Source organism: Streptomyces sp. NPDC107562 (assembly GCF_055657325.1).
This window is the reverse complement of sequence record NZ_JBVKBE010000012.1, coordinates 22,377-46,973: the sequence shown is the minus strand read 5'-3', so window position 1 is coordinate 46,973 and position 24,597 is coordinate 22,377. Positions and strand designations below refer to the sequence as shown.

At 70.7% G+C, this 24,597-nt stretch carries 27 protein-coding genes and 2 riboswitches; of the genes, 8 read left to right on the top strand and 19 right to left on the bottom strand.

Annotation, left to right across the window (positions count from 1 at the left end):
* Positions 1–2 precede the first annotated feature (2 nt).
* From ACZ7LV_RS28195 to ACZ7LV_RS28185, 3 genes are read right to left on the bottom strand one after another with little or no spacing between them, the layout of a single operon-like run.
* A complete protein-coding gene (locus ACZ7LV_RS28195) occupies positions 3–1,010 on the bottom strand; it encodes a methionine synthase (RefSeq protein ID WP_471943288.1) in 1,008 nt (335 codons plus the stop codon).
* A gap of 32 nt (positions 1,011–1,042) precedes the next feature.
* Positions 1,043–1,741, bottom strand: coding sequence for an SDR family oxidoreductase (locus ACZ7LV_RS28190; RefSeq protein WP_471943287.1), 699 nt, complete (start codon positions 1,739–1,741; stop codon positions 1,043–1,045).
* A gap of 18 nt (positions 1,742–1,759) precedes the next feature.
* Positions 1,760–2,299: an LOG family protein gene (locus ACZ7LV_RS28185; protein ID WP_471943285.1), complete on the bottom strand. Its 540-nt coding sequence runs from the start codon at positions 2,297–2,299 to the stop codon at positions 1,760–1,762.
* A 51-nt stretch (positions 2,300–2,350) separates the two neighbouring features.
* Between ACZ7LV_RS28185 and ACZ7LV_RS28180 the strand changes: the two genes are divergently transcribed.
* Entirely contained in the window at positions 2,351–2,686 is a 336-nt protein-coding gene (locus tag ACZ7LV_RS28180; RefSeq protein ID WP_471943283.1) for a DUF427 domain-containing protein, read from the top strand.
* Between the two features lie 10 nt (positions 2,687–2,696).
* Here ACZ7LV_RS28180 and mnmA read toward each other — a convergent pair whose 3' ends face one another.
* Positions 2,697–3,827, bottom strand: coding sequence for a tRNA 2-thiouridine(34) synthase MnmA (gene mnmA, locus ACZ7LV_RS28175; protein ID WP_471943281.1), 1,131 nt, complete (start codon positions 3,825–3,827; stop codon positions 2,697–2,699).
* A 60-nt stretch (positions 3,828–3,887) separates the two neighbouring features.
* Between mnmA and ACZ7LV_RS28170 the strand changes: the two genes are divergently transcribed.
* Positions 3,888–4,562, top strand: coding sequence for an N-acetylmuramoyl-L-alanine amidase (locus ACZ7LV_RS28170; protein ID WP_471943279.1), 675 nt, complete (start codon positions 3,888–3,890; stop codon positions 4,560–4,562).
* Positions 4,563–4,569: 7 nt separating this feature from the next.
* On the opposite strand, the gene ACZ7LV_RS28165 is transcribed toward ACZ7LV_RS28170, so the two are convergent.
* From ACZ7LV_RS28165 to ACZ7LV_RS28155, 3 genes are all read right to left on the bottom strand, one after another.
* Positions 4,570–5,733, bottom strand: coding sequence for a cysteine desulfurase family protein (locus tag ACZ7LV_RS28165; protein WP_471943277.1), 1,164 nt, complete (start codon positions 5,731–5,733; stop codon positions 4,570–4,572).
* A 144-nt stretch (positions 5,734–5,877) separates the two neighbouring features.
* Positions 5,878–6,144: a DUF4190 domain-containing protein gene (locus tag ACZ7LV_RS28160; protein ID WP_471943276.1), complete on the bottom strand. Its 267-nt coding sequence runs from the start codon at positions 6,142–6,144 to the stop codon at positions 5,878–5,880.
* 16 nt (positions 6,145–6,160) lie between these two features.
* Entirely contained in the window at positions 6,161–6,325 is a 165-nt protein-coding gene (locus ACZ7LV_RS28155) for a hypothetical protein (RefSeq protein ID WP_471943274.1), read from the bottom strand.
* Positions 6,326–6,441: 116 nt separating this feature from the next.
* On the opposite strand from ACZ7LV_RS28155, the gene ACZ7LV_RS28150 reads away from it, so the two are divergent.
* A complete protein-coding gene (locus tag ACZ7LV_RS28150) occupies positions 6,442–7,065 on the top strand; it encodes a TetR family transcriptional regulator (protein ID WP_471943273.1) in 624 nt (207 codons plus the stop codon).
* Between the two features lie 10 nt (positions 7,066–7,075).
* Here ACZ7LV_RS28150 and ACZ7LV_RS28145 read toward each other — a convergent pair whose 3' ends face one another.
* The 10 genes from ACZ7LV_RS28145 to ACZ7LV_RS28100 form a co-directional block, all read right to left on the bottom strand.
* Positions 7,076–7,924, bottom strand: coding sequence for a thioesterase family protein (locus ACZ7LV_RS28145; protein WP_471943271.1), 849 nt, complete (start codon positions 7,922–7,924; stop codon positions 7,076–7,078).
* A gap of 25 nt (positions 7,925–7,949) precedes the next feature.
* Positions 7,950–8,642, bottom strand: a complete 693-nt coding sequence (locus ACZ7LV_RS28140) for a trimeric intracellular cation channel family protein (protein WP_471943269.1) — start codon at positions 8,640–8,642, stop codon at positions 7,950–7,952.
* An 83-nt stretch (positions 8,643–8,725) separates the two neighbouring features.
* Positions 8,726–10,162 carry an ABC transporter ATP-binding protein gene (locus tag ACZ7LV_RS28135; protein WP_471943592.1) on the bottom strand — a complete coding sequence of 479 codons (1,437 nt, stop codon included), beginning with the start codon at positions 10,160–10,162 and terminating at the stop codon, positions 8,726–8,728.
* A gap of 26 nt (positions 10,163–10,188) precedes the next feature.
* A complete protein-coding gene (locus tag ACZ7LV_RS28130; RefSeq protein WP_471943267.1) occupies positions 10,189–11,286 on the bottom strand; it encodes an ABC transporter ATP-binding protein in 1,098 nt (365 codons plus the stop codon).
* A complete protein-coding gene (locus ACZ7LV_RS28125; protein ID WP_401673578.1) occupies positions 11,283–12,290 on the bottom strand; it encodes an ABC transporter permease in 1,008 nt (335 codons plus the stop codon). The genes ACZ7LV_RS28130 and ACZ7LV_RS28125 overlap by 4 nt, the downstream gene beginning before the upstream one ends.
* Before the next feature lie 83 nt (positions 12,291–12,373).
* Complete coding sequence (locus tag ACZ7LV_RS28120) at positions 12,374–14,131, bottom strand: ABC transporter substrate-binding protein (protein ID WP_471943265.1); 1,758 nt, start codon at positions 14,129–14,131, stop codon at positions 12,374–12,376.
* A 67-nt stretch (positions 14,132–14,198) separates the two neighbouring features.
* Positions 14,199–15,197: an ABC transporter permease gene (locus ACZ7LV_RS28115; RefSeq protein ID WP_471943590.1), complete on the bottom strand. Its 999-nt coding sequence runs from the start codon at positions 15,195–15,197 to the stop codon at positions 14,199–14,201.
* Between the two features lie 291 nt (positions 15,198–15,488).
* Positions 15,489–16,283: an enhanced serine sensitivity protein SseB C-terminal domain-containing protein gene (locus ACZ7LV_RS28110; protein WP_471943263.1), complete on the bottom strand. Its 795-nt coding sequence runs from the start codon at positions 16,281–16,283 to the stop codon at positions 15,489–15,491.
* An 87-nt stretch (positions 16,284–16,370) separates the two neighbouring features.
* Complete coding sequence (locus ACZ7LV_RS28105; protein ID WP_471943261.1) at positions 16,371–17,153, bottom strand: enhanced serine sensitivity protein SseB; 783 nt, start codon at positions 17,151–17,153, stop codon at positions 16,371–16,373.
* 72 nt (positions 17,154–17,225) lie between these two features.
* Positions 17,226–17,894, bottom strand: a complete 669-nt coding sequence (locus ACZ7LV_RS28100; RefSeq protein ID WP_471943259.1) for an AAA family ATPase — start codon at positions 17,892–17,894, stop codon at positions 17,226–17,228.
* A gap of 221 nt (positions 17,895–18,115) precedes the next feature.
* A riboswitch (glycine riboswitch) is annotated at positions 18,116–18,215 on the top strand.
* A riboswitch (glycine riboswitch) is annotated at positions 18,216–18,331 on the top strand.
* Positions 18,332–18,365: 34 nt separating this feature from the next.
* Here ACZ7LV_RS28100 and gcvT point away from each other — a divergent pair.
* The 5 genes from gcvT to ACZ7LV_RS28075 all read left to right on the top strand — a co-directional run bounded on the left by gcvT (position 18,366) and on the right by ACZ7LV_RS28075 (position 23,319).
* On the top strand, positions 18,366–19,484 hold the full coding sequence (gcvT, locus tag ACZ7LV_RS28095; RefSeq protein ID WP_471943257.1) for a glycine cleavage system aminomethyltransferase GcvT: 1,119 nt from the start codon (positions 18,366–18,368) through the stop codon (positions 19,482–19,484).
* A 109-nt stretch (positions 19,485–19,593) separates the two neighbouring features.
* Positions 19,594–19,971 carry a glycine cleavage system protein GcvH gene (gcvH, locus tag ACZ7LV_RS28090; protein WP_471943255.1) on the top strand — a complete coding sequence of 126 codons (378 nt, stop codon included), beginning with the start codon at positions 19,594–19,596 and terminating at the stop codon, positions 19,969–19,971.
* Between the two features lie 14 nt (positions 19,972–19,985).
* Entirely contained in the window at positions 19,986–21,251 is a 1,266-nt protein-coding gene (gene glyA, locus ACZ7LV_RS28085; RefSeq protein WP_471943254.1) for a serine hydroxymethyltransferase, read from the top strand.
* 75 nt (positions 21,252–21,326) lie between these two features.
* Positions 21,327–22,694, top strand: coding sequence for an L-serine ammonia-lyase (locus tag ACZ7LV_RS28080; protein ID WP_401673560.1), 1,368 nt, complete (start codon positions 21,327–21,329; stop codon positions 22,692–22,694).
* A 67-nt stretch (positions 22,695–22,761) separates the two neighbouring features.
* Positions 22,762–23,319 (top strand): glycoside hydrolase family 25 protein, encoded by a 558-nt coding sequence (locus tag ACZ7LV_RS28075; protein ID WP_471943252.1) that lies wholly within the window; start codon positions 22,762–22,764, stop codon positions 23,317–23,319.
* A 54-nt stretch (positions 23,320–23,373) separates the two neighbouring features.
* Here the strand turns inward: ACZ7LV_RS28075 and ACZ7LV_RS28070 are convergent, their stop codons facing one another.
* On the bottom strand, positions 23,374–23,586 hold the full coding sequence (locus ACZ7LV_RS28070) for an EF-hand domain-containing protein (RefSeq protein ID WP_401673555.1): 213 nt from the start codon (positions 23,584–23,586) through the stop codon (positions 23,374–23,376).
* A 50-nt stretch (positions 23,587–23,636) separates the two neighbouring features.
* Positions 23,637–24,551, bottom strand: coding sequence for a MerR family transcriptional regulator (locus ACZ7LV_RS28065; RefSeq protein WP_471943250.1), 915 nt, complete (start codon positions 24,549–24,551; stop codon positions 23,637–23,639).
* Between the last annotated feature and the right edge of the window lie 46 nt (positions 24,552–24,597).

Sequence of the window (24,597 nt, the reverse complement as noted above, 5' to 3'; positions counted from 1 at the left end):
CGTTACTCAGGGTTGTCCGCGAGGGATCTCGCCGCCCGGACGCAGTGGGCGAGTGCCTGGCGCGCGTACTCGGGGGAAGCGCCCGCGAGTCCGCACGTGGGCGTGACCGTGACCGCCTCCGCGAGAAGCTCCGGAGACAGCCCCAGCCTGCGCCAGAGCGTCCTGACACCCATGACGCTACCGGCAGGGTCGGACAATGGGCCGTCCGTGCTCGGCACGACACCGGTGAACAGCCGCGTACCGCCCTCGACGGCCTCACCGATCGCATCGTCGTCACGCTCGGTGAGCAGCGAGAAGTCGAAGGAGACGGCGGCGGCACCGGACCGGCGCAGCAGCGCGAACGGCACGTCGGGGGCGCAGGAGTGGACCACGACCGGACCGCCGTCCTGCACCGCGAAGACGTCGCGCAGCGTGGCCTCGACGAGCTGCCGGTCGACGGCGCGATGGGTGCGGTAGCCGCTGGCGCTGCGGACCTGGCCGCGCAGCACGGCGGTCAGGGACGGCTCGTCGAGCTGGAGCACCGGGCGGGCCCCGGGGACGCGGCGACGGATCTCGGCGAGATGCAGACGCAGGCCCTCGGCGAGGGACGCGGCGAGGTCACGGCAGGCGCCGGGGTCCGAGAGGACGGCCTCGCCGCCCCGCAGCTCCAGGGCCGCGGCGAGCGTCCAGGGCCCGACGGCCTGCACCTTCAGCGGGCCCTCGTACCCCTGCGTGAACTCCTCCAGGGCGTCCAGGTCCTCGCCGAGCCACGACCACGCCCGCCGGGTGTCCCGCCCCGGCCGGTCCCCGAGCCGCCAGCCGCTGGGCTCCACGCGCGCGTACAGCTCGACGAGGATCCCCGCGGTCCGTCCGATCATGTCCGCGCCGGGCCCCCGGGCGGGCAGCTCGGGCAGGAACGGGAAGTCCTCGAAGGACCCGGTGACGGTCTTGGCGGCCTCACGGGCGTCCCCACCGGGGAGGGAACCGATCCCCGTGGCCGCACCGAAGCCGAACTGGCTGTTTTCGCTCACCCGGGCAGCCTACGCAGCGACCGCCGCGCGTTTCACCGCCCGGGCCGCACCGTCAGGTCGTTCACCTCCGCGTCCCGCGGCAGGTCCAGGGCCGTCAGGATGGCGGTGGCGACGGATTCCGGGTCGATCCACCGCGCGGGGTCGTACTCCTTGCCCTCCTGCTGGTGGACCTTGGCCTGCATCGGGCTCGCCGTGCGGCCGGGGTAGACCGAGGTGACACGGACGCCGTTGCCGTGCTCCTCGTGGCGCAGGGAGTCGGCGAGGGCCTTCAGGCCGTGCTTGGAGGCGGCGTACGCGGACCAGCCGGCGTTGGCGCTCAGTCCCGCGCCCGAGTTCACGAACAGCACATGGCCCTGCGCGGCACGCAGCTGGGGCAGCAGGAGGCGGGTGAGCTCGGCGGGGGCGACGAGGTTGACGTTGAGCTGGTGACGCCAGGTCTTGGGGGTGAGGTCGCCGACCGGGCCGAGGTCGACGACGCCGGCGCTGTGCACCAGGGAGTCGATCCGGTCCGGCGGCGTCTGGTGGGACAGGGCCCAGCTCAGCCTGTCGGGGTCGGAGAGGTCGCCGACGAGGGTCCTCGCCCCGGGGAACTCGGCGGCCAGCTCCTTCGCGCGGCCCGCGTCGCGCGCGTGCAGCACGAGGTCGTCCCCGCGCGCGTGGAGACGGCGGGCGAGGGCCGCGCCGATGCCGGAACCGGCCCCGGTGATCACATGTGTAGCCATGCCCGCCATGCTCGCATCATCGGGAGATCAGGCGACGCCCTGGCTCTCCTCCAGGTACGCCAGCGCCCCCACCGGCTCCTCCGCGAAGAACACCAGGTCGGTCAGCGGACGGGGCAGGAACCCCTCGTCCTCCATGCGGCGGAACTGCGCCTTGAGGCCGTCGTAGAAGCCGGCCGTGTTGAGCAGCACCACCGGCTTGTCGGTGTGGCCGTGCTTCTTCAGCTCCAGGATCTCGGTGGCCTCGTCGAGCGTGCCGGTACCCCCCACCATGATCACCACTGCGTCGGACTTCTCCAGGAGCAGCTTCTTGCGCTCGGCGAGATCCTCGGCGATCACCATCTCGTCGACTCCCTCGCGCGCCGTGGCCGCCAGGAACCGCACGGAGACGCCCACGAGGCGCCCGCCCGCCTCCTGCACGCCGTCGGCGACGACCTTCATCAGGCCGACGTCCGAGCCGCCCCACACCAGGGTGTGCCCGCCCTTGCCCAGCAGCTTCGCGAACTCGCGGGCGGGACGCGTGTAGCGGTCGTCGAGGTCGGCGGCGGAGAGGAAGACACAGATGTTCATGGGTCCACCGTACGGGGGGAAGAACGAGGGCCCCGCGGGTGCTTTCCCTACATGACGCAGAACACCACCCGAGGCCACACGATCACCATCGAGCCGGGCACGCACCGCGTGCGCGTCGTCCGTGACGGGCAGGTGCTGGCCGAGAGCGACCGTCCCCTGCTCCTGCGGGAGACGGGTTCTCCCGTGCGCTACTACATCCCGCCGCAGGACGTCCGGCTCGATCTGCTGACGCCCTCCGAGACGCACACCTACTGCCCCTTCAAGGGCACCGCGTCCTACTGGTCGCTCCCCGACGCCCCGGATCTCGTCTGGGCCTACCCGGACCCGAAGCCGGACGTGGCCGCGATCAAGGACCACCTGTGCTTCTACGAGGTGGAACTGGTCTGAGCCGCGGGTTTCAGACCGCCCCGGCGGTCACGCGCGTGGTCGAGGCGATCGTCGCCGAGCCGACGACGCGCGTGCCGTCGTAGAGCACGATGGCCTGGCCCGGGGCCACGCCCCGGACCGGCTCGGTGAAGCGCACGTGCAGGTCGCCGTCGAGCAGTTCGGCCAGCACCTCGGTCTCGCCGCCGTGGGCACGCAGCTGCGCGGTGTAGGTGCCGGGGCCGCTGGGAGCGGTGCCGCACCAGCGGGGCCGGACGGCGGTCAGGGCGCCGACGTCGAGCGCGGACGCGGGACCCACCGTCACCGTGTTGTCGACCGGGGAGATGTCCAGGACGTAGCGCGGCTTGCCGTCGGGCGCCGGGGTGCCGATCCTGAGCCCCTTGCGCTGGCCGATCGTGAAGCCGTAGGCGCCCTCGTGCGTGCCGATCTTGCTGCCGGACTCGTCGACGATGTCGCCCTCGGCCCGGCCGAGCCGGTCCGCCAAGAACCCCTGGGTGTCGCCGTCGGCGATGAAGCAGATGTCGTGGGAGTCCGGCTTCTTGGCGACCGCGAGGCCCCGGCGCTCCGCCTCGGCGCGGATCTCGTCCTTGGTGGTGAGGGTGTCGCCGAGCGGGAACATCGCGTGCGCGAGCTGCTTCTCGTCCAGCACACCGAGCACGTACGACTGGTCCTTCGCCATGTCGGAGGCGCGGTGCAGTTCACGGGTGCCGTCGGGCCCCGTGACGACCTGCGCGTAGTGGCCCGTGCAGACCGCGTCGAAGCCGAGGGCGAGGGCCTTGTCCAGCAGCGCGGCGAACTTGATCTTCTCGTTGCAGCGCAGGCAGGGGTTGGGGGTGCGGCCGGCCTCGTACTCGGCTACGAAGTCCTCGACGACGTCCTCGCGGAAGCGGTCGGCGAGGTCCCAGACGTAGAACGGGATGCCGATGACGTCCGCCGCGCGGCGGGCGTCGCGCGAGTCCTCGATCGTGCAGCAGCCCCGCGCGCCCGTGCGGAACGATTGCGGGTTCGCGGAGAGCGCGAGATGGACTCCGGTCACGTCGTGTCCCGCCTCGGCCGCGCGGGCCGCGGCGACGGCTGAGTCGACACCGCCGGACATGGCGGCGAGGACGCGGAGGGGGCGGGAGGGCTGCGGGGTGTCAGTCATAACCCCTCCAGGGTACGGGGGCGCGGGAACCGGGGACCGCGAGTATCCGTTCTCGATCACATGGAGCAGACGAAGGGCGACCCGGGCCGGCGGATCGGGCGGCGCGCGCTGATCATCGGCGGGGCCGCCGCCGTGGTGGGCACGGGTGCCGTGCTGGCGCGTGACGAGCTGTCGCGGCTGTGGTGGCAGGTCCCCGGGGTGGAGAAGCCCCGGGTGGAGGGGGCCGTCGACTACGCGGGCGCGCGCTGGGTGGCCGCCTCGTCGGCGAACTGGCGGCGGGCGGACCGCCCGGCCGACTTCACGATCGACATGGTGATCGTCCATGTCACGCAGGGCAGCTTCGACAGCGCGGTGAAGGTCTTCCAGGACCCGGAGCACGGCGCCGCGTCGCACTACATCGTCCGTGAGGACGGCCATGTCGCGCAGATGATCCGCGAGCTGGACGTGGCGTACCACGCGGGCAACCGCGGTTACAACGAGCGCAGCATCGGCATCGAGCACGCCGGCTTCGTGGACCGGCCCCAGGACTTCACGGACGCGATGTACGCCGCGTCGGCCCGGCTCACGGCCGGGATATGCAGGCGCTACGGCATACCCGTCGACCGGGAGCACATCATCGGCCATGTCGAGGTGCCGGGGACGGACCACACCGATCCCGGCGAGCACTGGGACTGGGACCGGTACCTGCGCCTCGTGCGGCGGGCAGGGATCTCCGCCTCCGCGACGCCGGCCTGACGCCGGTTCAGGTCAGTCCGGCCGCCCGCGCCCGCTCCACCGCCGGCCCGATGGCCTTGGCGACCGCCTCCACGTCGGCGGAGGTGGAGGTGTGGCCCAGGGAGAAGCGCAGGGTGCCGCGGGCCAGGTCGGGATCGGTGCCGGTGGCGAGCAGGACATGGCTGGGCTGGGCGACGCCGGCGGTGCAGGCGGAGCCGGTCGAGCACTCGATGCCCTGCGCGTCCAGGAGCAGCAGCAGGGAGTCCCCCTCGCAGCCCGGGAACGTGAAGTGGGCGTTGGCCGGGAGGCGGTGCGCCGGGTCGCCGCCGAGGATCGCGTCCGGCACGGCCGTGCGGACCACGTCGATCAGGTCGTCGCGCAGGGCGCCGATCTCGCGGGCGAACTCCTCGCGGTGCGCGGCGGCATGACGGCCCGCGACGGCGAACGAGGCGATGGCGGGGACGTCGAGGGTGCCGGAGCGGACGTGGCGCTCCTGGCCGCCGCCGTGCAGGACCGGTACGGGGCTGCTCTCACGGCTCAGCAGGAGCGCGCCGACGCCGTACGGGCCGCCGATCTTGTGGGCGGAGACGGTCATCGCGGCGAGGCCCGAGCCGGCGAAGTCGACGGGGAGCTGACCGAAGGCCTGCACGGCGTCGGAGTGCATGGGCACGCCGAACTCGGCCGCGACGTCGGCGAGCTCACGGACCGGCAGCACGGTGCCGATCTCGTTGTTGGCCCACATCACGGTGACGAGGGCGACGTCCTCGGGGTCGCGCGCGAGGGCCTCGCGCAGCGCCTCGGGGGCGACCCGGCCCTGGGAGTCGACCGGGAGGTACTCGACGGTGGCGCCCTCGTGCTCGCCGAGCCAGTGCACGGCGTCGAGGACGGCGTGGTGCTCGACGGGGCTGGACAGGACCCGGGTGCGGGCCGGGTCCGCGGCCCGGCGGGCCCAGTACAGGCCCTTGACCGCGAGGTTGTCGGCCTCGGTGCCGCCCGAGGTGAAGACGACCTCGCTGGGACGGGCGCCGAGGGCCTCCGCGAGGGTCTCGCGGGCTTCCTCGACGGTGCGGCGGGCCCGGCGGCCGGATGCGTGGAGGGAGGAGGCGTTGCCCGTGCTGCGCATGTGGGCGGTCAGGGCCTCTGCCGCCTCCGGGAGCATGGGGGTGGTCGCGGCGTGGTCGAGGTATGCCATGGTGTCGCCGATTCTACGGCGCGACCGCCCGTGTGCCGCGGGTGCGGTGGGTCCGGGTTGTGACCGGTTCCGGCGGGGCGCCCGTGGCGCCCCGCCGCGGGTCGCGACACCGCCGCCCCGGCACGGCGTTTCACGTACCCGGCGTCAGAAACTCCACGAGATGGAGTTGTCCGCCTGCATGAACACGGCCAGGACCACCAGGTCCGCGACACCGAGGCAGAGGCCGAGGCAGGCGCGGAAGCGGCGCTCGGTGCCGCGCCACAGGGCGACGGCGGCCAGGGCGATGGCGACGGGGCCGAGGAAGAGGTTGAGCACGAGCAGGCCCAGGAGGCCGAGGACGAAGGACGCGACGGCCATGCCGTCGGTGTCACGGATGCCGGTGCGGCGCTCGGCCGGTGCGGTCAGGTGCATGGTGGGCTCCCGGCGGTCAGTGGGACGGGGTCCGGCGGCGGCCGTGACGCTCGCGGAGCGTGAAGACGCCGAGCCAGACGGCGATCACGGCGGCCGTGACGAGGGTGAAGCCGATGGGCGCGTGGGCCACGGTGCCCATGACCACGCCGAGCAGCAGCAGTGCGGCGACCAGGAAGAGCATGGGACGAATCCCCCTCCGCTTCGGTGAACGTTTGTAGTTACACTTGTTCACTGACTTTCCAGTCTAGCTCGTCCCATGACTTCCGCATTACAGAGAACAGTTGTTAACTGCATGGTATGAGTCACACCCTCGGCATCCGGCAGGCACAGAAGCAGAAGACCCGGCAGGCGCTCCTGGACGCCGCGTTGGAGCTGCTGGAGGAGCAGAGCCTGAGCAGTCTGGGCCTGCGCGAGGTCACCCGCGCGGTCGGCGTCGCCCCGACCGCCTTCTACCGGCACTTCCGCTCCACCGCCGACCTCGGGGTGGCCCTGGTCGAGGAGGCGCTGGGCAGCCTGCACCCGACGATCCGCACCATCGTGGCCACGAGCGGCGACAGCGACGAACGCATCGCGGGCGCCGTGGAGTTGATCCGGGGACATGTGCGGGAGCACCCCGCCCACGTGCGCTTCATCGCGCGTGAGCAGCACGGCGGGGTGCAGCCGGTACGGGAGGCCATCCGCAGCCAACTGTCGCTGTTCACCGAGGAGGTGAAGGCCGAACTGGCCAAGGACCGCGCGTCCGGCGGCTGGAGCGACGACGACCTGCTGATGCTCGCCGGGCTCTACGTCGACCAGATGCTGGTCACGGCCTCACTCTTCCTGGAGTCCCTCGGCTCCGAGCCGCAGGAGCAGCGGGTCGCCCGGACGGCGAACCGCCGGCTGCGACTGATCAGCGGGGGCCGCGCGCACTGGCTGGACTGAGTCCCGGCACTCAGGACGCGAGCCGCACCCGCGCCAGCTGCCGGGACTGCGCCACCAGCCGGTCCGCGCTGTCCCACACCTCGGCGTCCTCCTCCAGGAACCCGCCCGCCAGATTGCGCGTGGTGACGGACACGCGCAGCGGCCCCGGCGCGGGCCGGCACCGGATGTGCGCGGTCAGCTCGACCGTGGGCACCCAGCCGGAGATGCCGAGTTCGAAGGCGGTGGGCGGCAGGGCGTCCACGGCCAGCAGCAGCGAGTAGGGGTCGGCGTCCCGGCCGTCCTTGAGGCCGAACCACGCCCGCATCTCCCCCTTGCCGGACGGCGCGCCCAGCGCCCAGCCGAGGGTGGCGGGGTCGAGCTTGAGCATCAGCCGGTCGGTGATGGCCGAGCTGCCGTCGACCGGGGCGGGCCCGTCCTCGGGCCCGAAGCACTGCTCGATCGGCGGGATCGCCGGGGGGCGCGCGGAGGTACGGACGTCGTCGGGGAGGGCTCCGAGGTCGCCGTAGGAGGCGAGGACGCGGATCCGCTCGACCTCGCGGCCCTGCTCGTCGTACTGGAAGAGCGAGGCCTGGCCGGTGGAGAGGGTGCGGCCGGAGCGGACGACGTCGGTACGGACGACCGCGGGGCCCGGCTGGGAGGCGGTCAGGTAGTGCGCGGAGATGGTGAACGGATCAGGGTGCGGCAGGGCGTCGGCGAGCGCCCGGCCCAGGACGGCCAGCAGATAGCCACCGTTGACGGCGCTGATGATGGTCCAGCCCGCCGAGAGGTCGATGCCGTAGACGCCCTCGGAGCGCCGCACGACGGCCGTGTCGCGGTCGAACTCGCTGTTGCCGATGGTCGCCTGGGATGCCTGAGCCATGGCGGTACGGTACAACAACAAACTACTAAGCGGTAGCTTTGGTGGGGGACGGCCGCGGGGGCTCCTCCTCGCGGACCGTCGAGCGGCGGTTCCACGCCCGTGGCGCCCGCCAGTGGAAGCGCATCGCCAGCAGCCGCAGCACGAAGGCGGTGGCGGCGGCGAGCGTGCTGGTCAGCGGGTTGAGGGCGTCGTACCGGATGCACAGGGCGACCATCAGGGCGCCCACGATCGCGGGGACGGCGTAGAGATCGCGGTCCCAGCGCAGGAGTGAGGGCACCTCGTTGGCGAGGACGTCCCGCAGGACGCCGCCGCCGACCGCGGTGGCCAGGCCGAGTGCCGCGGAGGCGTGCAGGCCGAGTCCGTACTCGTACGCCTTGGTGGTGCCCGCGACGCAGAAGAGGCCGAGGCCGGCCGCGTCGAAGACGTTGACGCCGGCCTGGATGCGCTCCACGTGCGGATGGAGGAAGAAGACCAGGAGCGTGGCGAGCAGCGGCGTCAGGAAGTACCCCAGGTCCGTGAAGGCGGCCGGCGGTACGGCGCCGATGACCAGGTCGCGGAAGAGTCCGCCGCCCAGCGCGGTGGCCTCGGCGAGGACGGCGATGCCGAAGACGTCGAAGTTCTTGCGGACGGCCAGCAGGGCGCCGGAGATCGCGAAGACGAAGATGCCGACCAGGTCGAGGGTGTGCTGGACGGACGGGGTGAACAGTTGCTGGAGCACCCTGACATTCTTACCCGACCAGCGGCCCCTGCCTTACAAAACAAGGCAGGGGCTCCATGAACCTTCTGTGTCCTCGCCGAACCTCAGGCGTCGGACGCCTTCGCATCGCCCGACTTCGCCTCGGCCGCCTTCACCGGGGCCTCCGCCTCGGTCACCTCGGCCGGGGCCTCTGCCTCGGTCACCTCGGCCGGCGCCTCCGCCTCCGGCGCCTCGGCGTCAGCCGTCTTGACAGGGACCTCCGCCTCAGCGGCCTCAGCCTCGGTCACCTCGGCCGGCGCTTCCGCCTCGGGCGCCTCGACCTCGGCCGTCTTGACAGGGGCCTCCGCCTCGGGCGCCTCGACCTCGGCCGTCTTCGCCGGCGCCTCCGCCTTCGGCGCCTCGGCCGGGGTCTCCGCTTCGGGTGCTTCGGGCGTCTTCGTCGGGGGCTTCTGTGCCTGGGACGGGCGCTCGGACTCCGGTACCAGTTCCGCCGCCTCCTTCGCGGCGGTCAGCAGCACCGTGTCCTGGGGTGCCTGGTCCTCGAAGTCCTCCGGGTGGTGGCAGGCCACCTGCTGACCGGGGCGCAGCTGGAGCAGTGGCGGCTCGGTGGTCTTGCAGATCTGCGTCGCCTTCCAGCACCGGGTGTGGAAGCGGCAGCCGCTCGGCGGGGAGATCGGCGAGGGCACGTCGCCCCGGAGCAGGATCCGCTCGCTCTTGGCGTCGCGGCGCCGGGGGTCCGGGACCGGCACGGCCGACAGCAGGGCCTTGGTGTACGGGTGCATCGGCGACTGGTACAGCTTGGCGCCGTCGGCCAGCTCGACGATCTTGCCGAGGTACATCACCGCGATCCGGTCCGAGACGTGCCGGACGACGGAGAGGTCGTGCGCGATGATCACGTACGTCAGGCCCAGCTCCTCCTGGAGGTCGTCCAGGAGGTTCACCACCTGCGCCTGGATGGAGACGTCCAGCGCGGAGACCGGCTCGTCGGCCACGACCAGCCTGGGGTTCAGCGCGAGCGCGCGGGCGATGCCGATGCGCTGGCGCTGACCGCCGGAGAACTCGTGCGGGTAGCGGTTGTAGTGCTCGGGGCTCAGGCCCACCAGCCCCATCAGCCGCTGGACCTCCTTCTTCACCCCGCCCTCGGGCTCCACGTTCTGCAGCCGGAACGGCGCCGAGATGATCGTGCCGATGGTGTGCCGGGGGTTCAGCGAGCCGTACGGGTCCTGGAAGATCATCTGCACGTCGCGGCGGAACGGTCGCATGCCGCCCGTGCTCAGATGCGTGATGTCCGTGCCGTCGAACTCGACCTTGCCGCCGGACGGCTCCAGCAGCCGGGTGATCAGCCGGCCCATGGTCGACTTGCCGCAGCCGGACTCGCCGACGACACCGAGGGTCTCACCGCGGCGCACCTCGAAGTCGATGCCGTCGACGGCCTTGACCGCACCGGCCTGCCGCTGGAGCAGGCCCTTCTTGATCGGGAAGTGCTTGACCAGGCCCTCGACCTTGAGCAGCGGTTTCTCGACGTCGGTGGTCTCGGCCATCGTCCCTGTCCGGGTTTCGGTCTCGCTCACAGCTTCGGCGCAATCTCTTCGGTCCAGATCCGCGTACGGTCCTCCTGCGACAGGTGGCACGCGGTGAAGTGCCGGGCGTCGACCTCCCGCAGATCGGGCCGCTCGGTGCGGGTGATGCCGCCCTTGGGGACGTCCGCGTAGGGGCAGCGCGGGTTGAAGGCGCAGCCGGACGGGACGTTGATGAGGCTGGGCGGCTGTCCCTTGACCGGGATGAGCCGGTCGGTCTGCTCACGGTCGATGCGCGGCATCGAGCCGAGCAGGCCCCAGGTGTAGGGGTGTTGCGGCTCGTAGAAGATCTTGTCGACCGGGCCGCGCTCCACACAGCGACCGCCGTACATCACGAGGATGTCGTCGGCGATCTCGGCGACCACGCCGAGGTCGTGCGTGATGATGACGACCGCGGAGCCGAACTCCTTCTGGAGATCCCGGATGAGGTCGAGGATCTGCGCCTGCACGGTCACGTCGAGCGCGGTGGTCGGCTCGTCCGCGATGAGCAGTTCGGGGTTGTTGACCAGCGCCATCGCGATCATCGCGCGCTGGCGCATACCGCCGGAGAACTCGTGCGGGTAGGAGTCCACCCGCTTGCCGGGCTCCGGGATGCCGACGCGGTCGAGCAGTTCGACGGCCCGCCTGCGGGCGGTCTTCTTGTCGACGTCGTGGTGGACCCGGTACGCCTCCACGATCTGGCTGCCGACCGTGTAGTACGGGTGCATCGCGGACAGCGGGTCCTGGAAGATCATCGCCATCTGCCGACCGCGCAGGCGGCGCACCTCGTCGGGGCTCGCCGAGACGAGCTCCTGGCCGTCCAGCCAGATCTCACCGGACATCTGGACGTTCTTGCCGCGGCTGCCGAGGCGGTGCAGGCCCATGATGGCCAGCGACGTCACGGACTTGCCGGAGCCCGACTCGCCCACGATGCCGAGCGTACGGCCCTTCTCCAGCTGGAAGGAGAGCCCGTCGACGGACTTGACCAGACCGTCGTCGGTCGGGAAGTGCACCTTGAGGTCGCGCACCTCCAAAAAGGCCCGGGAGGGGTCGGCGCTACGGACGGGCTCGCCGACGGCGGCGGCCCCTGTCTTGGTCAGGTCGGTCACGAGAGCCTCACCCGCGGGTCGACGGTGGCGTACAGCACGTCCACCACCAGGTTGCAGAGCACGACGAAGAAGGCGGCCAGCAGGGTGACGCCCAGGATCGGCGGCAGGTCGTTGTCGGTGATCGCCTGGACGGCGTACTGCCCGATGCCCGGCAGCGAGAACACCGACTCGGTGATCACGGCACCGCCCAGCAGCAGGCCGATGTCCATGCCGAACACGGTGACGATCGGCGTCAGCGCCGCCCGCAGACCGTGCTTGAGGACGACCTTCCGCTCCCTGAGGCCCTTGGCCCGGGCGGTGCGGATGAAGTCCTCGCTCATGGTTTCGAGCATGCCGGAGCGGGTGAGCCGGGCATAGATGGCGGAGTAGAGCAGCGCCAGCGAACACCACGGCAGGAACAGGGTGTTGGCCCACTGGGACGGATTCTCCGTCAGTGGCACATAGGTCCGCCCGAAGATGTCGAGCTGGTAGCTGAAGACGAGCAGCGCCAGCTGGCCGGTGAAGAACATCGGCAGCGAGACGCCGGCGAGCGCGACGCCCATGGCGGTGCGGTCGAAGAACGAGCCCGGCTTGAGCGCGGAGATCACACCGGTGGCGACACCGGACAGCAGCCACAGCACCGCGGCGCCCGAGGCGAGCGAGATGGTGACCGGGAGACGGTCGACCAGCTGCGGCCAGACCTCGGTGTGGTTCTTGAAGGAGTAGCCGAAGCAGGGCACCTCGCACGTGGCCGTGGTCGGGCCCAGGTTGTACGTGGCCCCGGAGACGAGCCCCTTGATGAAGTCCCAGTACTGCTCGTAGACCGGCTTGTCCAGCCCGAGGTTCGCCTTGACCGCCGCGATGGTCTCCGGCGAAGGGTTCTTACCGATGTACTGCGCGGCCAGCTGATCGGGCGTCTGTCCGGCCATTCTCGGCAACAGGAAGAAGATGCCGAAGGTGACCGCGGTGACCACCAGCAGCAGGATCACTGCCGCAAGGGTCCTGCGGATGAAGTACGAGATCACGGGGATCGGCGCTGGTGCCCGCGGGCCGCGTGGCCCGCGGGCACCAATGCCTTCACCTGCCTTCCGGGGCTGCTGCTTTGCCGCTACTTCTTGGTCGTACCGAGGTTGAGCGCGTCGTACTGACCGCTCCAGGCAGCCGAGGAGGCCACGTTGGTGGCGTTGGGCGACCGGTAGAGCAGGACCTTGAAGTAGGTCAGCGGCACGATGACGGCCTCGTCCATGGTCTTCTTGTCGACCTCGGCGTAGGCGGTGTTGCGCGCGGACTCGTCCTGGTTCTGGATGGCCTCGTCCAGCAGCTTGTTGACCTCCGCGTTGTCGAACTGCGAGAGGTTGGTGTTGCCGGACTGGCTGATCGCCTTGCCGTTCAGGATCTGGTTCAGGAAGCCGTAGCCGGTCGGCCAGTCGGCGCCCCACTGCATCATGATGATGCCGATGCCCTGCTTCTCGGTGAAGCCGGGCACGCCCGCGTAGTCGGTGAAGTACTTACCGGACGGGTACTGCTTCATCTCGGCGGTGATGCCGACCTTCTTCAGCGAGTCGATGATCGCCGTGGCCGCGTCGACCTCCTGCTGGCGGTCGCTGCGCGCGGAGATGTAGGTCTTGAAGCCGTTCGGCTGCTTGCAGGCCGTCAGGTGCTCCTTGGCCTTGGCCGCGTCGCCCTTGTTCCCGCTGGTGGGGTAGGCGTCGAACTTCTGGTAGCCGATGACGTCCGGCGGCAGCACCGTGGTGGCGACGTCACCACGGACCGGGCCACCCTGCGCGGTCTGCACGGCCACCTTGTCGATGGCGTACTGCACGGCCTTGCGGCACTCGACGTTGTCGAACGGCTTGACCTTGGTGTTGATCGCCGCGTAGACCAGCCGGCCACCGTAGGTGTTGTCCGTGTTGGCCTTCTGGTCCTTGCTGTTGAGCAGCTGGGCCTGGGTCTGCGTGTCCACGCCACGGCCCGCGAGGTCGACGGTCGTGGTGCCGGCCATCAGGTCCTTGTCGATCGTGGCCTGGTTGACCTTCAGGTTGACCACGATCTTGTCCGGGTACTGCTTGCGCAGCGGGTCGGTCTTCGCGTCCCACTCGGGGTTGCGCACCAGGGTGACCGACTTGCCCTCCTGGTAGCTCTCGAACTTGTAAGAGCCGGAGGAGACGATCTTCTTGGTGTAGTCGACGCCGGTGTCCTTCGCCCGCGGCACCGGCGCGGTCTGCGGCGCGGTGACCAGGTAGTCGAAGTCGGCGAACGGCTGGCTGAGCTTGAAGGTGACCGTGTACTTGTCCGGCGTCTCGATGGACGAGATGCCCTTCGTGCTCTTGTCCTTGTACGGGCCCTTGTACTTGTCGGCACCGTCCAGGAACTGGGCGAAGTAGTTCGGGCCCAGGGAGAGCACGTCACGGGCGAAGTTGGAGCGCTCCACCGCGTACTTGACGTCGGCCGAGGTGACCTCGGTGCCGTCCTCGAACTTCACGCCCTGGCGGATCTTGTACGTCCAGGTCTTGCCGCCGTCCGAGGACTGGCCCTTGGACTCGGCCAGGTCGGGCACGATCTCGTTGCCCTTCTCGCCGGGGGCCGGCTTGAAGGTCAGCAGAGGACGCGCGTAGAGGCGGCTGAAGTTGTACATGTACGCGTAGTACGTGTTGCCGGGGTCGAACGAGTCCGGCACGTCGGACATCGCGTAGGTGACCGTGCCGCCCTTCTCCGTGGAGGTGTTCACGACCTCCTTGGTGGCGGCGTTGGCACCGGCGCTGTTCCCGCCGTCGCCACCGTTGTTGTCTTCGGCCTTGCTGCAGCCGGCCAGGAGGATCCCGGCGCTGCTGACGGCCGCGACAACGGCCATTGCTGACCTTCGCATGATGGTCGCATTCCCCTTCGTAGTTGAACACTTGAGCTGGACGCGGCTTCGGCCGCCACCGCAGACGTCAGCGGCTGCGGGGATCGAGCGCGTCCCGGAGGCCGTCACCGAGGAGGTTGAAGGCCAGAACGGTGATGAAGATGGCGAGGCCGGGGACGATCATGTACTGCGGATCGACCTCGAAGAAGTCGACGGCCTGGTTGAGCATGCCGCCCCAGGAGGCCTGCGGCGGCTGGATGCCGACGCCCAGGAAGCTGAGCGACGCCTCGAAGAGGATGTTGGTCGGGATGAGCAGCGTCGAGTAGACGATGATCGGCGCGACGAGGTTCGGCAGCAGTTCCTTGAAGAGGATGTACGGCCCGGAGGCGCCCAGTCCCCTGGAGGCGTCGACGAACTCACGCTCGCGCAGCGCAAGGGCCTGACCTCGGACGATACGGCCCATGTACGGCCAGTTGAAGAAACCGATGACAAAGATCAGCACAAGGATGTGCAGGGGCAGGCCCTCCAGGCCGAACGCACCGCCCTGCAGCGTCGCCGAGATGGCGATCGCGAAGAGCAGCAGCGGGAAGGCGAGGAAGGTGTCCATCAGCCGGCTGACGATCGAGTCCACCCGGCCGCCGTAGTAGCCGGCGACCAGGCCCATGACGGTGCCGATGGCCACGGAGAGCAGCGTCGCGCCGAACGCGACGACCAGGGAGACCCAGGAACCCTCCAGGATGCGGGCGAGGATGTCGCGCCCGAACTTCGGCTCCACACCGAGCGGGTGGTCCCAGCTCATGCCGCCGAAGGAGCCCTTGGGGAGGGTGGTGTTGGGGTCGATCAGGTCCTGGTTGAAGGCGTTGGGGTCGAGCCCCAGCAGCGACTGGAGGGGGCGGGAGAGGGCGGCGACGAGGATGAGCAGTACGACAACGATGCCACCCGCGACCGCCACCTTGTCGCGCTTGAAGCGGGTCCAGGCGATCTGTCCGAGAGAGCGGCCCTCGATCCGTTTGGCGTCGATACCCTGCAGCACAGCCTCCGGCTGGGCCTCGGCCTGCGATCCGGTGGTCTCGATCGGTGCCGTCACAAGTGCCATGCCCTTCTCGCCGGTGGTCACCCGGCTTTCACTTGCCGTTGTTCACGGCCTGAGTCGCTCTCGGCTACGCGGCGTTCCCAGATGGTGGGCATGCACGCGTGCTGTATGACAGCGGAGTCTTCAACGTCTTCACGATCACTCGCCAGAGCTGACGGAGAAAGTATGCGCAACCGTGATACCGGCCTTCACATTCCGTTATCCGAACATCCCGATTCGGCCTGCGGACACGGAGGGTTGATGACCGGAACCCGTGTGTGCCGATGACCGGAAAAGGCCGGATTCTCAGACGGTCCGCGGACCGGGATAGCCGTAGCCGGCGGACGGGGCCTGGGCGGGGGCGACGTGGGCCTCACGGTCGTAGAACGGCCGGGCGTTGGCGCGCATCCACATCGCCACCGGGTCGAAGTCGTCGGACATCGCGACCGTCGACACCGGCAGCCCGTCCGGAACCGCGCCGATGGACTGCTGCATCATCGCGCGTACCGAGTCCACGGCGGGCGGCGAGGTGTCGTACACATCGAGACCGATGGCGAGGTACGGCGCCCCGAGCGCGGGCTGGACCCAGGCGCGGCGCAGGGAGCGGACGGCCGGGGTACGGTGGGCGTTCTGCGACAGCAGGGCGTAGAACTGCGGAGTCTGGACGCCGGGTTCGGACAGACGCAGAGGGCCCGCGGGCTGGCGTTCGAGGCCGGCGGCGATCCGGCGCAGGTCCAGCCAGGGAATGCCGAGGCCGCCGCCCGGGGCGTGCGGGTTCAGCCAGAGTCCGTGATGGTCCGGGAAGAGCGTGCGCGCCACGTCCAGGCCGTCGGTCACCTCGTACGAGCGGTTCCAGCCGCTCGCCGAGAGCTCCTGGGCGGAGGTGACGCAGGGGGCGTAGCTCTGGCCGCCGACCTCCATGTTTCCGTACTGGGCGTCGGGGCTGCCGGCCTGGCCGTGCCACAGCAGCATCCAGATCTGGCCGGAGCCGGAGGTCGCGAGGGCGCGCAGGAGCGCCTCGTAGGCGTCGTAGCGCCCCGGCGTCACCTGGCGCAGCATGTGCTCGACCTGGCCGGCCGCGGCGGTGCCGCTCGCGCTCACTTGTTACCGCCCCTTCGTGCAACGCCCTCGTGTGCGCCCTAGCTTAAGCCCGCCCGCGCTCCTGGCCGGCTGCCCCTCGGGGACCTCTTACAGGGCTCGTCGGTAGAACGGCCGCACCTTGTCCCGCAGCCACGAGACCACCGGGTCCTGGGCGACGTCCATCAGCACCAGGTTGACCGGCCACCGGACCGGGACCCGGCCGAGGGCGCGGCCGAGGGCGTCCAGCGGGGCGGCGCGCAGGTCCCCCTCCCACTGGGAGAGTTCGACGCCCACGAACATCACCGGTTCCCCCGTCTCGATCACCGCGAGACAGCGGCGGCCCGTGGTGATCACGCCGGCGGCCTCGAACTCCTCGGACGCCGCGGAGAGGAAGTCGACCGGGTCGTCCTGCCAGTCCGGCTCGAAGAGGCGGACCCGGCCGCCGCTCGCGAGACCGTCCGGGAGAGTGCGGCCGGCGCGCCCGAGTTCGGCGACGGCCGCGGGCGGCAGCGGGAGGCCGACCACGCCGCCGGGGTTCACCACGATGCCCGCCTGCGGGGGCAGACCGCGGGCGAACTCGACGGCGGGGGCGACGGTGAAGGACATGTGGGCGCCGACGACCCGGCGGAACTGTTCCTCGGAGCTGAAGACCGGAACATAGGCCTGGCCGTCGATCTCCATGCCCGGCAGGTCGAGGGAGCCGCTGCCCGGACCGCCGCCGTTCGGCAGCGGCACCCAGACGAAGCTGCGGGCGAGCACCTCGACGATGCGGCCACCGGCGGAGGGCACGCCGAGTGACGTCGAGAGCACCTCCTCCAGCTCGTTGCCGGGCCATCCGCCGTGCGGATGCGGGTGCTGCGTCTGCGCCGGAAAGTCCCCCGGGAAGTCCATCTGCCTACCGCCTGCTCCGTACCAGTGCTACCGGCTGAAAAGGCTAACCCGCCCGCCCCGCCGCCCGTGGTGTCAGCCCGTGAAGCCGATTCTGCGCAGGGTGTCCGCCGCCGCGCGGTCGAGGAGGATCGCGGCGCCGCAGCCGCGGGGCAGGACCCCGCGCTCGGAGCGGCGCAGCAGGCGGGCGGCCGCGCGGCGGTGCCGCAGGAACGCGTACCGCGAGACTCCGCGGCCACGCTCGCGCTGGCCGGCCAGGGCCTGTTCGGCGCTGACGTCGAGCAGCAGCACATGCAGGGTGCCGCCCCGGCGGCGGGCCTCGCGGGCCAGCCAGGCGCGCACCCAGGCCTGCGTGCCGCAGTCGTGGACGACGACGCCCTCGCCGGAGCGCAGGGCGCGGCGCAGCCCGGCGTAGTGGGCGAGCCGGACGAGGGGGCGGTAGACCCCGTAGGGCAGCCAGTGCGGCGTCCGGGCGTCCCAGCGGTCGCGGGTGTCCTGGGAGTCGATGCGCCGGGCACGGACCGCGCGCCGCATGAGGGTGGACTTGCCGCTGCCGGGCAGGCCGGTGATCACGACGAGGTCGCGGGGGCCGAACAGCAGGGCGTGCGGGCTGCGGCCCGCCCGGTCGCGCAGGTCGCGGACCACGGGGAAGGGCAGCGGGCCGCACGCCTCCCGGGCCGAGGCCGCCGACTGCTTGGGCACAGCGAGGCCCGCGGTGGTCGCGTAGGCCGTGGTCCTGTTCACCGTGATCGTCCTCCCCTGGGGCGGTTCACGAGTCACCGTCCCCGTCGAGTGTAAAGAGAAGGTAATGCGGGGCGCCTCGCGATTCCGTCCGCTTCCGGCAACAAGCCTGCTACAACACGCTGTGCCCGGTCACGGACACTGTGTGCCCCCTCTGAAAGGTCCCCCTGCCGCGCGCCGGCGATGCGTGCAATGATGTGGCCGCCAACTGCATACCGGCCGCTTGAATCCGCGCGGGAGAGTTCCCAGGCACGCTGTGACTGGGACGCCGAAGGAGCAAGTCCCTCCCTTGAATCTCTCAGGCCCCGTTACCGCGCGGGCGAGGCACATCTGAAAAGCGGGCCGCTGCCTCAGTGGCTCCACCCAAGGTGCAAGCCATGGTTCCCCCTTCCCGGGCGGTCATGGCGAACCTCTCAGGTTCCGATGACAGATGGGGAGGAACGACCTCGCCGTCATGCCTTGGGAGACCGACCGATGAGCAGTACCGCACTCCGTCGTACCGCGCTCGATGCCGTGCATCGCTCGCTGGGCGCGACCATGACCGACTTCGCCGGCTGGGACATGCCGCTGCGCTACGGCTCCGAGCGCGACGAGCACCTCGCGGTGCGCACGAAGGCCGGGCTGTTCGACCTCTCGCACATGGGCGAGATCACGGTCGGCGGACCGCAGGCGGCCCAGCTCCTGAACCACGCGCTCGTCGGCAACATCGCCTCCGTCGGCGTCGGCCGCGCCCGCTACACCATGATCTGCCAGGCCGACGGCGGCATCCTGGACGACCTGATCGTCTACCGGCTCGCCGAGACCGAGTACCTGGTCGTGGCCAACGCCGGCAACGCGCAGATCGTGCTGGACGCCCTCACCGAGCGCGCGGAGGGCTTCGACGCCACCGTCCGCGACGACCGCGACGCCTACGCCCTGCTCGCCGTCCAGGGCCCCGAGTCCCCCGGCATCCTGCGGCAGCTGACCGACGCCGACCTCGACGGGCTCAAGTACTACGCCGGGCTGCCCGGCACCGTCGCGGGCGTCCCGGCGCTGATCGCGCGCACCGGGTACACCGGCGAGGACGGCTTCGAGCTGTTCGTGAAGCCGGAGCACGCCGTCGCCCTGTGGGAGGCGCTGACGGAGGCGGGCGCCGGCGTCGGCCTGATCCCCTGCGGCCTGTCCTGCCGGGACACGCTGCGCCTGGAGGCGGGCATGCCGCTCTACGGGAACGAGCTGTCCACCTCGCTGACCCCCTTCGACGCCGGGCTCGGCCGGGTGGTGAAGTTCGAGAAGGAGGGCGACTTCGTCGGGCGCGAGGCGCTCACCGAGGCCGCCGCCCGCGCCGAGGCCGCTCCGCCGCGCGTCCTCGTCGGCCTGATCGCCGAGGGCCGCCGGGTGCCACGCGCCGGGTACGCGGTCGTCGCCGGCGGCGAGGTGATCGGCGAGGTCACCTCCGGCGCCCCCTCCCCGACGCTCGGCAAGCCGATCGCGATGGCCTACGTCGACGCCGCCCACGCGGCCGCCGGCACGCCGGGAGTCGGCGTGGACATCCGGGGCACCCACGAGCCGTACGAGGTCGTGGCTCTGCCCTTCTACAAGCGCCAGAAGTAGACACTGGAACCGGGTCCACCGGACCCGGCGCACCTTTCCGCCTGCTCACACGCAGTGCCGGCAGCCCCCTTTTCCACAGCACTCCCCCGCGTACAGGAGAATCCACGCCATGAGCAACCCCCAGCAGCTGCGCTACAGCAAGGAGCACGAGTGGCTGTCGGTCGCCGAGGACGGCGTCTCGACGGTCGGCATCACCGAGTTCGCGGCGAACGCGCTCGGTGACGTCGTCTACGCCCAGCTCCCCGAGGTGGGCTCCCAGGTGACCGCGGGCGAGACCTGCGGCGAGCTGGAGTCGACCAAGTCGGTCAGCGACCTGTACTCCCCGGTGAGCGGTGAGATCACCGAGGTCAACGAGGACGTGGTGAACGACCCGTCGCTGGTGAACTCCGCGCCCTTCGAGGGCGGCTGGCTGTTCAAGGTGCGGATCGCGCAGGAGCCCGCCGACCTGCTCTCCGCCGACGAGTACGCCGCCCACACCGCCGGCTGAGGAGTCGTAGCGACATGTCCGTCCTGAACACCCCCCTGCACGAGTACGACCCGGCCGTCGCCGCCGCCGTCGACGCCGAGCTGCACCGCCAGCAGTCCACCCTCGAAATGATCGCCTCGGAGAACTTCGCCCCGGTCGCGGTCATGGAGGCCCAGGGCTCGGTCCTGACCAACAAGTACGCCGAGGGCTACCCCGGCCGGCGCTACTACGGCGGCTGCGAGCACGTCGACGTGATCGAGCAGATCGCGATCGACCGCGTCAAGGAGCTCTACGGCGCCGAGCACGCCAACGTGCAGCCCCACTCGGGCGCGCAGGCCAACGCGGCCGCGATGTTCGCGCTGCTCAAGCCCGGCGACACGATCATGGGCCTGAACCTCGCGCACGGCGGGCACCTGACCCACGGCATGAAGATCAACTTCTCCGGCAAGCTCTACGACGTGGTCGCCTACCACGTCGGCGAGGACGGCCTGGTCGACATGGACGAGGTCGAGCGCCTCGCCAAGGAGAAGCAGCCGAAGCTGATCGTGGCCGGCTGGTCGGCGTACCCCCGGCAGCTCGACTTCGCCGCCTTCCGCAGGATCGCCGACGAGGTCGGCGCGTACCTCATGGTCGACATGGCCCACTTCGCCGGCCTCGTCGCCGCCGGACTGCACCCGAACCCGGTGCCGCACGCCCATGTCGTGACCACCACCACCCACAAGACGCTGGGCGGCCCGCGCGGCGGTGTGATCCTCTCCACCGCCGAACTGGCCAAGAAGATCAACTCCGCGGTCTTCCCCGGTCAGCAGGGTGGCCCGCTGGAGCATGTGATCGCCGCGAAGGCGGTCGCCTTCAAGGTCGCCGCCTCCGAGGACTTCAAGGAGCGCCAGCGGCGTACCCTGGAGGGCGCGCGTATCCTCGCCGAGCGGCTCGTGCGGGACGACGCCAAGGCGGTCGGCGTGGACGTGCTGTCCGGCGGCACGGACGTCCACCTGGTCCTGGTCGACCTGCGTGACTCCGAGCTGGACGGCCAGCAGGCCGAGGACCGGCTCCACGAGGTCGGCATCACGGTCAACCGCAACGCCGTCCCGAACGACCCGCGCCCGCCGATGGTGACGTCCGGGCTGCGCATCGGCACGCCCGCGCTGGCCACGCGCGGCTTCACGGCCGAGGACTTCACGGAGGTCGCGGACGTGATCGCCGAGGCGCTGAAGCCCTCGTACGACGCCGCCTCGCTCAAGGCGCGGGTCAAGGCCCTCGCCGACAAGCACCCGCTGTACCCCGGTCTGAACCCGGCCTGACGAAGTAGTTCCACCCCCGTGGGCTCCACACCGGCGTGGAGCCCACCGCACCACCCCCTGCCCCAAGGAGTCACCGTGGCCATCTCGGTCTTCGACCTGTTCTCGATCGGCATCGGCCCGTCCAGCTCCCACACGGTCGGCCCCATGCGCGCGGCCCGCATCTTCGCCAGCCGGCTGCGCGGCGAGGAACTGCTCGACTCCGTGGCCTCGCTGCGCGTCGAGCTGTACGGCTCGCTGGGCGCGACCGGCCACGGGCACGGCACGCCCAAGGCGGTGCTGCTGGGCCTCGAGGGCGACTCGCCGCGCTCGGTGGACGTCGAGACCGCCGACGAGCGCGTGGAGGCGATCAAGAGCGCCGGCCGGCTCACGCTGCTCGGCGAGCGCGAGGTCGCCTTCGACTTCGACGCGGACCTGAAGCTGCACCGCCGAAAGGCCCTGCCCTACCACGCCAACGGCATGACCCTGTGGGCCTACGACGCCTCCGGGGCGGAGCTGCTGTCCAAGACGTACTACTCGGTGGGCGGCGGATTCGTCGTCGACGAGGACGCCGTCGGCGCGGACCGCATCAAGCTGGACGACACGGTCCTGAAGTACCCCTTCCGCACGGGCGACGAGCTGCTGCGCCTGACGAGGGAGACCGGTCTGTCGATCTCGGCCCTGATGCTGGAGAACGAGCGCGCCTGGCGCACCGAGGAGGAGATCCGCGCCGGGCTGCTCGACATCTGGCAGGTCATGCAGGCGTGCGTAGGGCGCGGCATGACCCGGGAGGGCATCCTGCCCGGCGGGCTGAAGGTGCGCCGCCGCGCGGCCAACACCGCGCGCAAGCTGCGCTCCGAGGGCGACCCGAAGGCCCTCGCGATGGAGTGGATCACGCTCTACGCGATGGCGGTGAACGAGGAGAACGCGGCCGGCGGGCGGGTCGTGACCGCGCCCACCAACGGCGCGGCCGGCATCATCCCGGCGGTTCTGCACTACTACATCAACTTCGTTCCCGGCGCGGACGAGGAGGGCGTGGTCCGCTTCCTGCTCGCCGCGGGCGCCATCGGCATGCTGTTCAAGGAGAACGCCTCCATCTCCGGCGCCGAGGTCGGCTGCCAGGGTGAGGTGGGCTCCGCCTGCTCGATGGCCGCGGGCGCCCTCGCCGAGGTGATGGGCGGCAGCCCCGAACAGGTCGAGAACGCCGCCGAGATCGGCATGGAGCACAACCTCGGCCTCACCTGTGACCCGGTGGGCGGCCTGGTCCAGATCCCCTGCATCGAGCGCAACGGCATGGCCGCGGTGAAGGCCGTCACGGCGGCCCGGATGGCGATGCGCGGCGACGGCAGCCACAAGGTGTCCCTGGACAAGGTCATCAAGACCATGAAGGACACCGGCGCCGACATGAGCGTCAAGTACAAGGAGACGGCCCGGGGTGGGCTGGCGGTGAACATCATCGAGTGCTGAGGGCTTACCGGCGCCGCCAAGGGGAACCATCAACTCCCGTCCCCCACAGCCACATTCGGGAGTCCCCATGGTCCGTGGCATCGACGTCAGCTCCTACCAGTCCAGCACCTACGACACCGACGGCCTCTCCTTCGTCTTCATCAAGGCCACGGAGGGCAGTTCCTACGTCAACCCCAAACTGGCCGCCCAGACCAAGCGCGGCCGCGACGCCGGCCTGGTCGTCGGCTTCTACCACTTCCTGTGGCCGGGCAACCTCACCGCCCAGGCCGAGTACTTCGTGAGCAAGGCCCCCGAACGGGCCGGCGACATCCTCGCCGTCGACTGGGAGACCACGGGCGAGGGGACGCACGCGAGCAACGCGGAGAAGGACCGCTTCATCCGCACCGTGAAGCAACTGCGCCCGGACAACCGGGTGATCCTCTACTGCAACCGCCACTACTGGCTGAACGTCGACACCACGTCCTACGCCGGGGACGGCCTGTGGATAGCGGACTACGTCGCCGCGGGAAAGCCCCGCATCCAGGCGAAGTGGCGCTTCCACCAGTACACGGACGACCCGGTGGACACGAACGTGGGCGACTTCGCGAGCAGGACCGCCCTGCGGGAGTGGGCCACGAGCGCCTGACGAAGGGGCGCCCGCCTCCCCGGGAGGGAGAGGGGCGCCCCTTCGTGGTGCGCGTCACTTGTTCAGGTGGGCCCAGAACTCGTCGAACGACAGGAGCTTGTCGCCGTCGAGGTCGCGGCTGGCGATGATGGCCTCGGCGACCGCCTCGGTGACGTTCCAGTCGCCCCCCTGCGCCAGAGCGGTCTTGAACTCCTTGGCGGTGATCATGCCGTCACCGTCCGTGTCGATCCGCTCGAACTGCTTGCGCGCTTCCTCGATGTCCGCCACCGATCCGCCCCTCTGTCTCGTGCTGTGCCGTCGTACTGACGCAGGTCAGATTATCCGGCCGTACGCGCCTTGAGTGCCGCGACCACCCAGGCGAACTCCTCCCGGTGCGCGGCGGCCGGTTCGCCGCCCTTCACCACCGCGAGCAACTCGCGGTACCTGGCGACCCCCTCGTCGGAGCTGGAGCGCAGCCGTTCCAGTACCTCGGCGGGGTCGGCGTCGCCCAGCAGGTCGCGCAGGACCTCGGCCGCCTCGGGAGACTCGGGGGCGACGCCCCGGTCCCGGGCCTCGGCGGCCAGCTGCACCAGGCGCCGCGCGAACCACAGCGACGCGCCCGCGGGCACCTCGGGGCCACGGTCGGCCGCGTTGAACTCGGCCACCTTCCGCATCCGGGCCCGGAAGGCGGGGTCCTGGAGCATCTCGGCGAGCTCCACCCAGGCGTCCACCTGCTCGGGCGTCGGCTCGTCCGGCAGGTCCACGGCCATGGTGCGCATCCGCTCCCGGATCACCGGGTCCGCCGTGTCCAGCCCGTGGAACATCTCGTCCACGAACTCCTCGATGATGCGGCTCCGTTCGGCGGCCGACAGCCGCGCCAGCTTGTTCATGAGCGTCATCTCCTGAGCGGTCGAGCCGCGTCGCGCCACGGTCGACAGCACCGCGCGGGTCACCTTCAGCGCCCTGATCCGGGCGTCCAGGGCCACCACATGGGCGGCGGCCACCTCGGCCACCGTCGCCTCGCCGGCCAGCACCCGGCGTACGTCGTCCAGGCCGAGGCCCAGTTCGCGCAGGGTGCGGATCAGCTCCAGACGGGCCACGGACCCGGCGTCGTACAGCCGGTAGCCGCCGGCGGAGCGGGCCACCGGGCGCAGGACGTCCTCTTCGGACCAGTAGCGGATGGTCCGGACGGTCAGCCCGGTGGCCCGCGCCAGCTCGCCGATGGTGAACCGGCCGGTGCTGTCGTCGATCATGTCTGCGAGTCTGTGCCTTCCAGTGGGTGGAGACTCAAGGAGCGCC

What these genes read in the sequence shown, in the direction of transcription:
- ACZ7LV_RS28185 (WP_471943285.1), bottom strand. Translation starts at nt 2,299, where the DNA reads ATGAACATCTGTGTCTTCCTCTCCGCCGCCGACCTCGACGACCGCTAC.
- ACZ7LV_RS28105 (WP_471943261.1), bottom strand. Translation starts at nt 17,153, where the DNA reads ATGGACTTCCCGGGGGACTTTCCGGCGCAGACGCAGCACCCGCATCCG.
- ACZ7LV_RS28145 (WP_471943271.1), bottom strand. Translation starts at nt 7,924, where the DNA reads ATGGCTCAGGCATCCCAGGCGACCATCGGCAACAGCGAGTTCGACCGC.
- gcvH (WP_471943255.1), top strand. Translation starts at nt 19,594, where the DNA reads ATGAGCAACCCCCAGCAGCTGCGCTACAGCAAGGAGCACGAGTGGCTG.
- ACZ7LV_RS28135 (WP_471943592.1), bottom strand. Translation starts at nt 10,162, where the DNA reads ATGGCCGAGACCACCGACGTCGAGAAACCGCTGCTCAAGGTCGAGGGC.
- ACZ7LV_RS28065 (WP_471943250.1), bottom strand. Translation starts at nt 24,551, where the DNA reads ATGATCGACGACAGCACCGGCCGGTTCACCATCGGCGAGCTGGCGCGG.
- ACZ7LV_RS28120 (WP_471943265.1), bottom strand. Translation starts at nt 14,131, where the DNA reads ATGCGAAGGTCAGCAATGGCCGTTGTCGCGGCCGTCAGCAGCGCCGGG.
- glyA (WP_471943254.1), top strand. Translation starts at nt 19,986, where the DNA reads ATGTCCGTCCTGAACACCCCCCTGCACGAGTACGACCCGGCCGTCGCC.
- ACZ7LV_RS28150 (WP_471943273.1), top strand. Translation starts at nt 6,442, where the DNA reads ATGAGTCACACCCTCGGCATCCGGCAGGCACAGAAGCAGAAGACCCGG.
- ACZ7LV_RS28180 (WP_471943283.1), top strand. Translation starts at nt 2,351, where the DNA reads ATGACGCAGAACACCACCCGAGGCCACACGATCACCATCGAGCCGGGC.
- gcvT (WP_471943257.1), top strand. Translation starts at nt 18,366, where the DNA reads ATGAGCAGTACCGCACTCCGTCGTACCGCGCTCGATGCCGTGCATCGC.
- ACZ7LV_RS28075 (WP_471943252.1), top strand. Translation starts at nt 22,762, where the DNA reads ATGGTCCGTGGCATCGACGTCAGCTCCTACCAGTCCAGCACCTACGAC.
- ACZ7LV_RS28160 (WP_471943276.1), bottom strand. Translation starts at nt 6,144, where the DNA reads ATGCACCTGACCGCACCGGCCGAGCGCCGCACCGGCATCCGTGACACC.
- ACZ7LV_RS28190 (WP_471943287.1), bottom strand. Translation starts at nt 1,741, where the DNA reads ATGGCGGGCATGGCTACACATGTGATCACCGGGGCCGGTTCCGGCATC.
- ACZ7LV_RS28165 (WP_471943277.1), bottom strand. Translation starts at nt 5,733, where the DNA reads ATGGCATACCTCGACCACGCCGCGACCACCCCCATGCTCCCGGAGGCG.
- mnmA (WP_471943281.1), bottom strand. Translation starts at nt 3,827, where the DNA reads ATGACTGACACCCCGCAGCCCTCCCGCCCCCTCCGCGTCCTCGCCGCC.
- ACZ7LV_RS28155 (WP_471943274.1), bottom strand. Translation starts at nt 6,325, where the DNA reads ATGCTCTTCCTGGTCGCCGCACTGCTGCTGCTCGGCGTGGTCATGGGC.
- ACZ7LV_RS28170 (WP_471943279.1), top strand. Translation starts at nt 3,888, where the DNA reads ATGGAGCAGACGAAGGGCGACCCGGGCCGGCGGATCGGGCGGCGCGCG.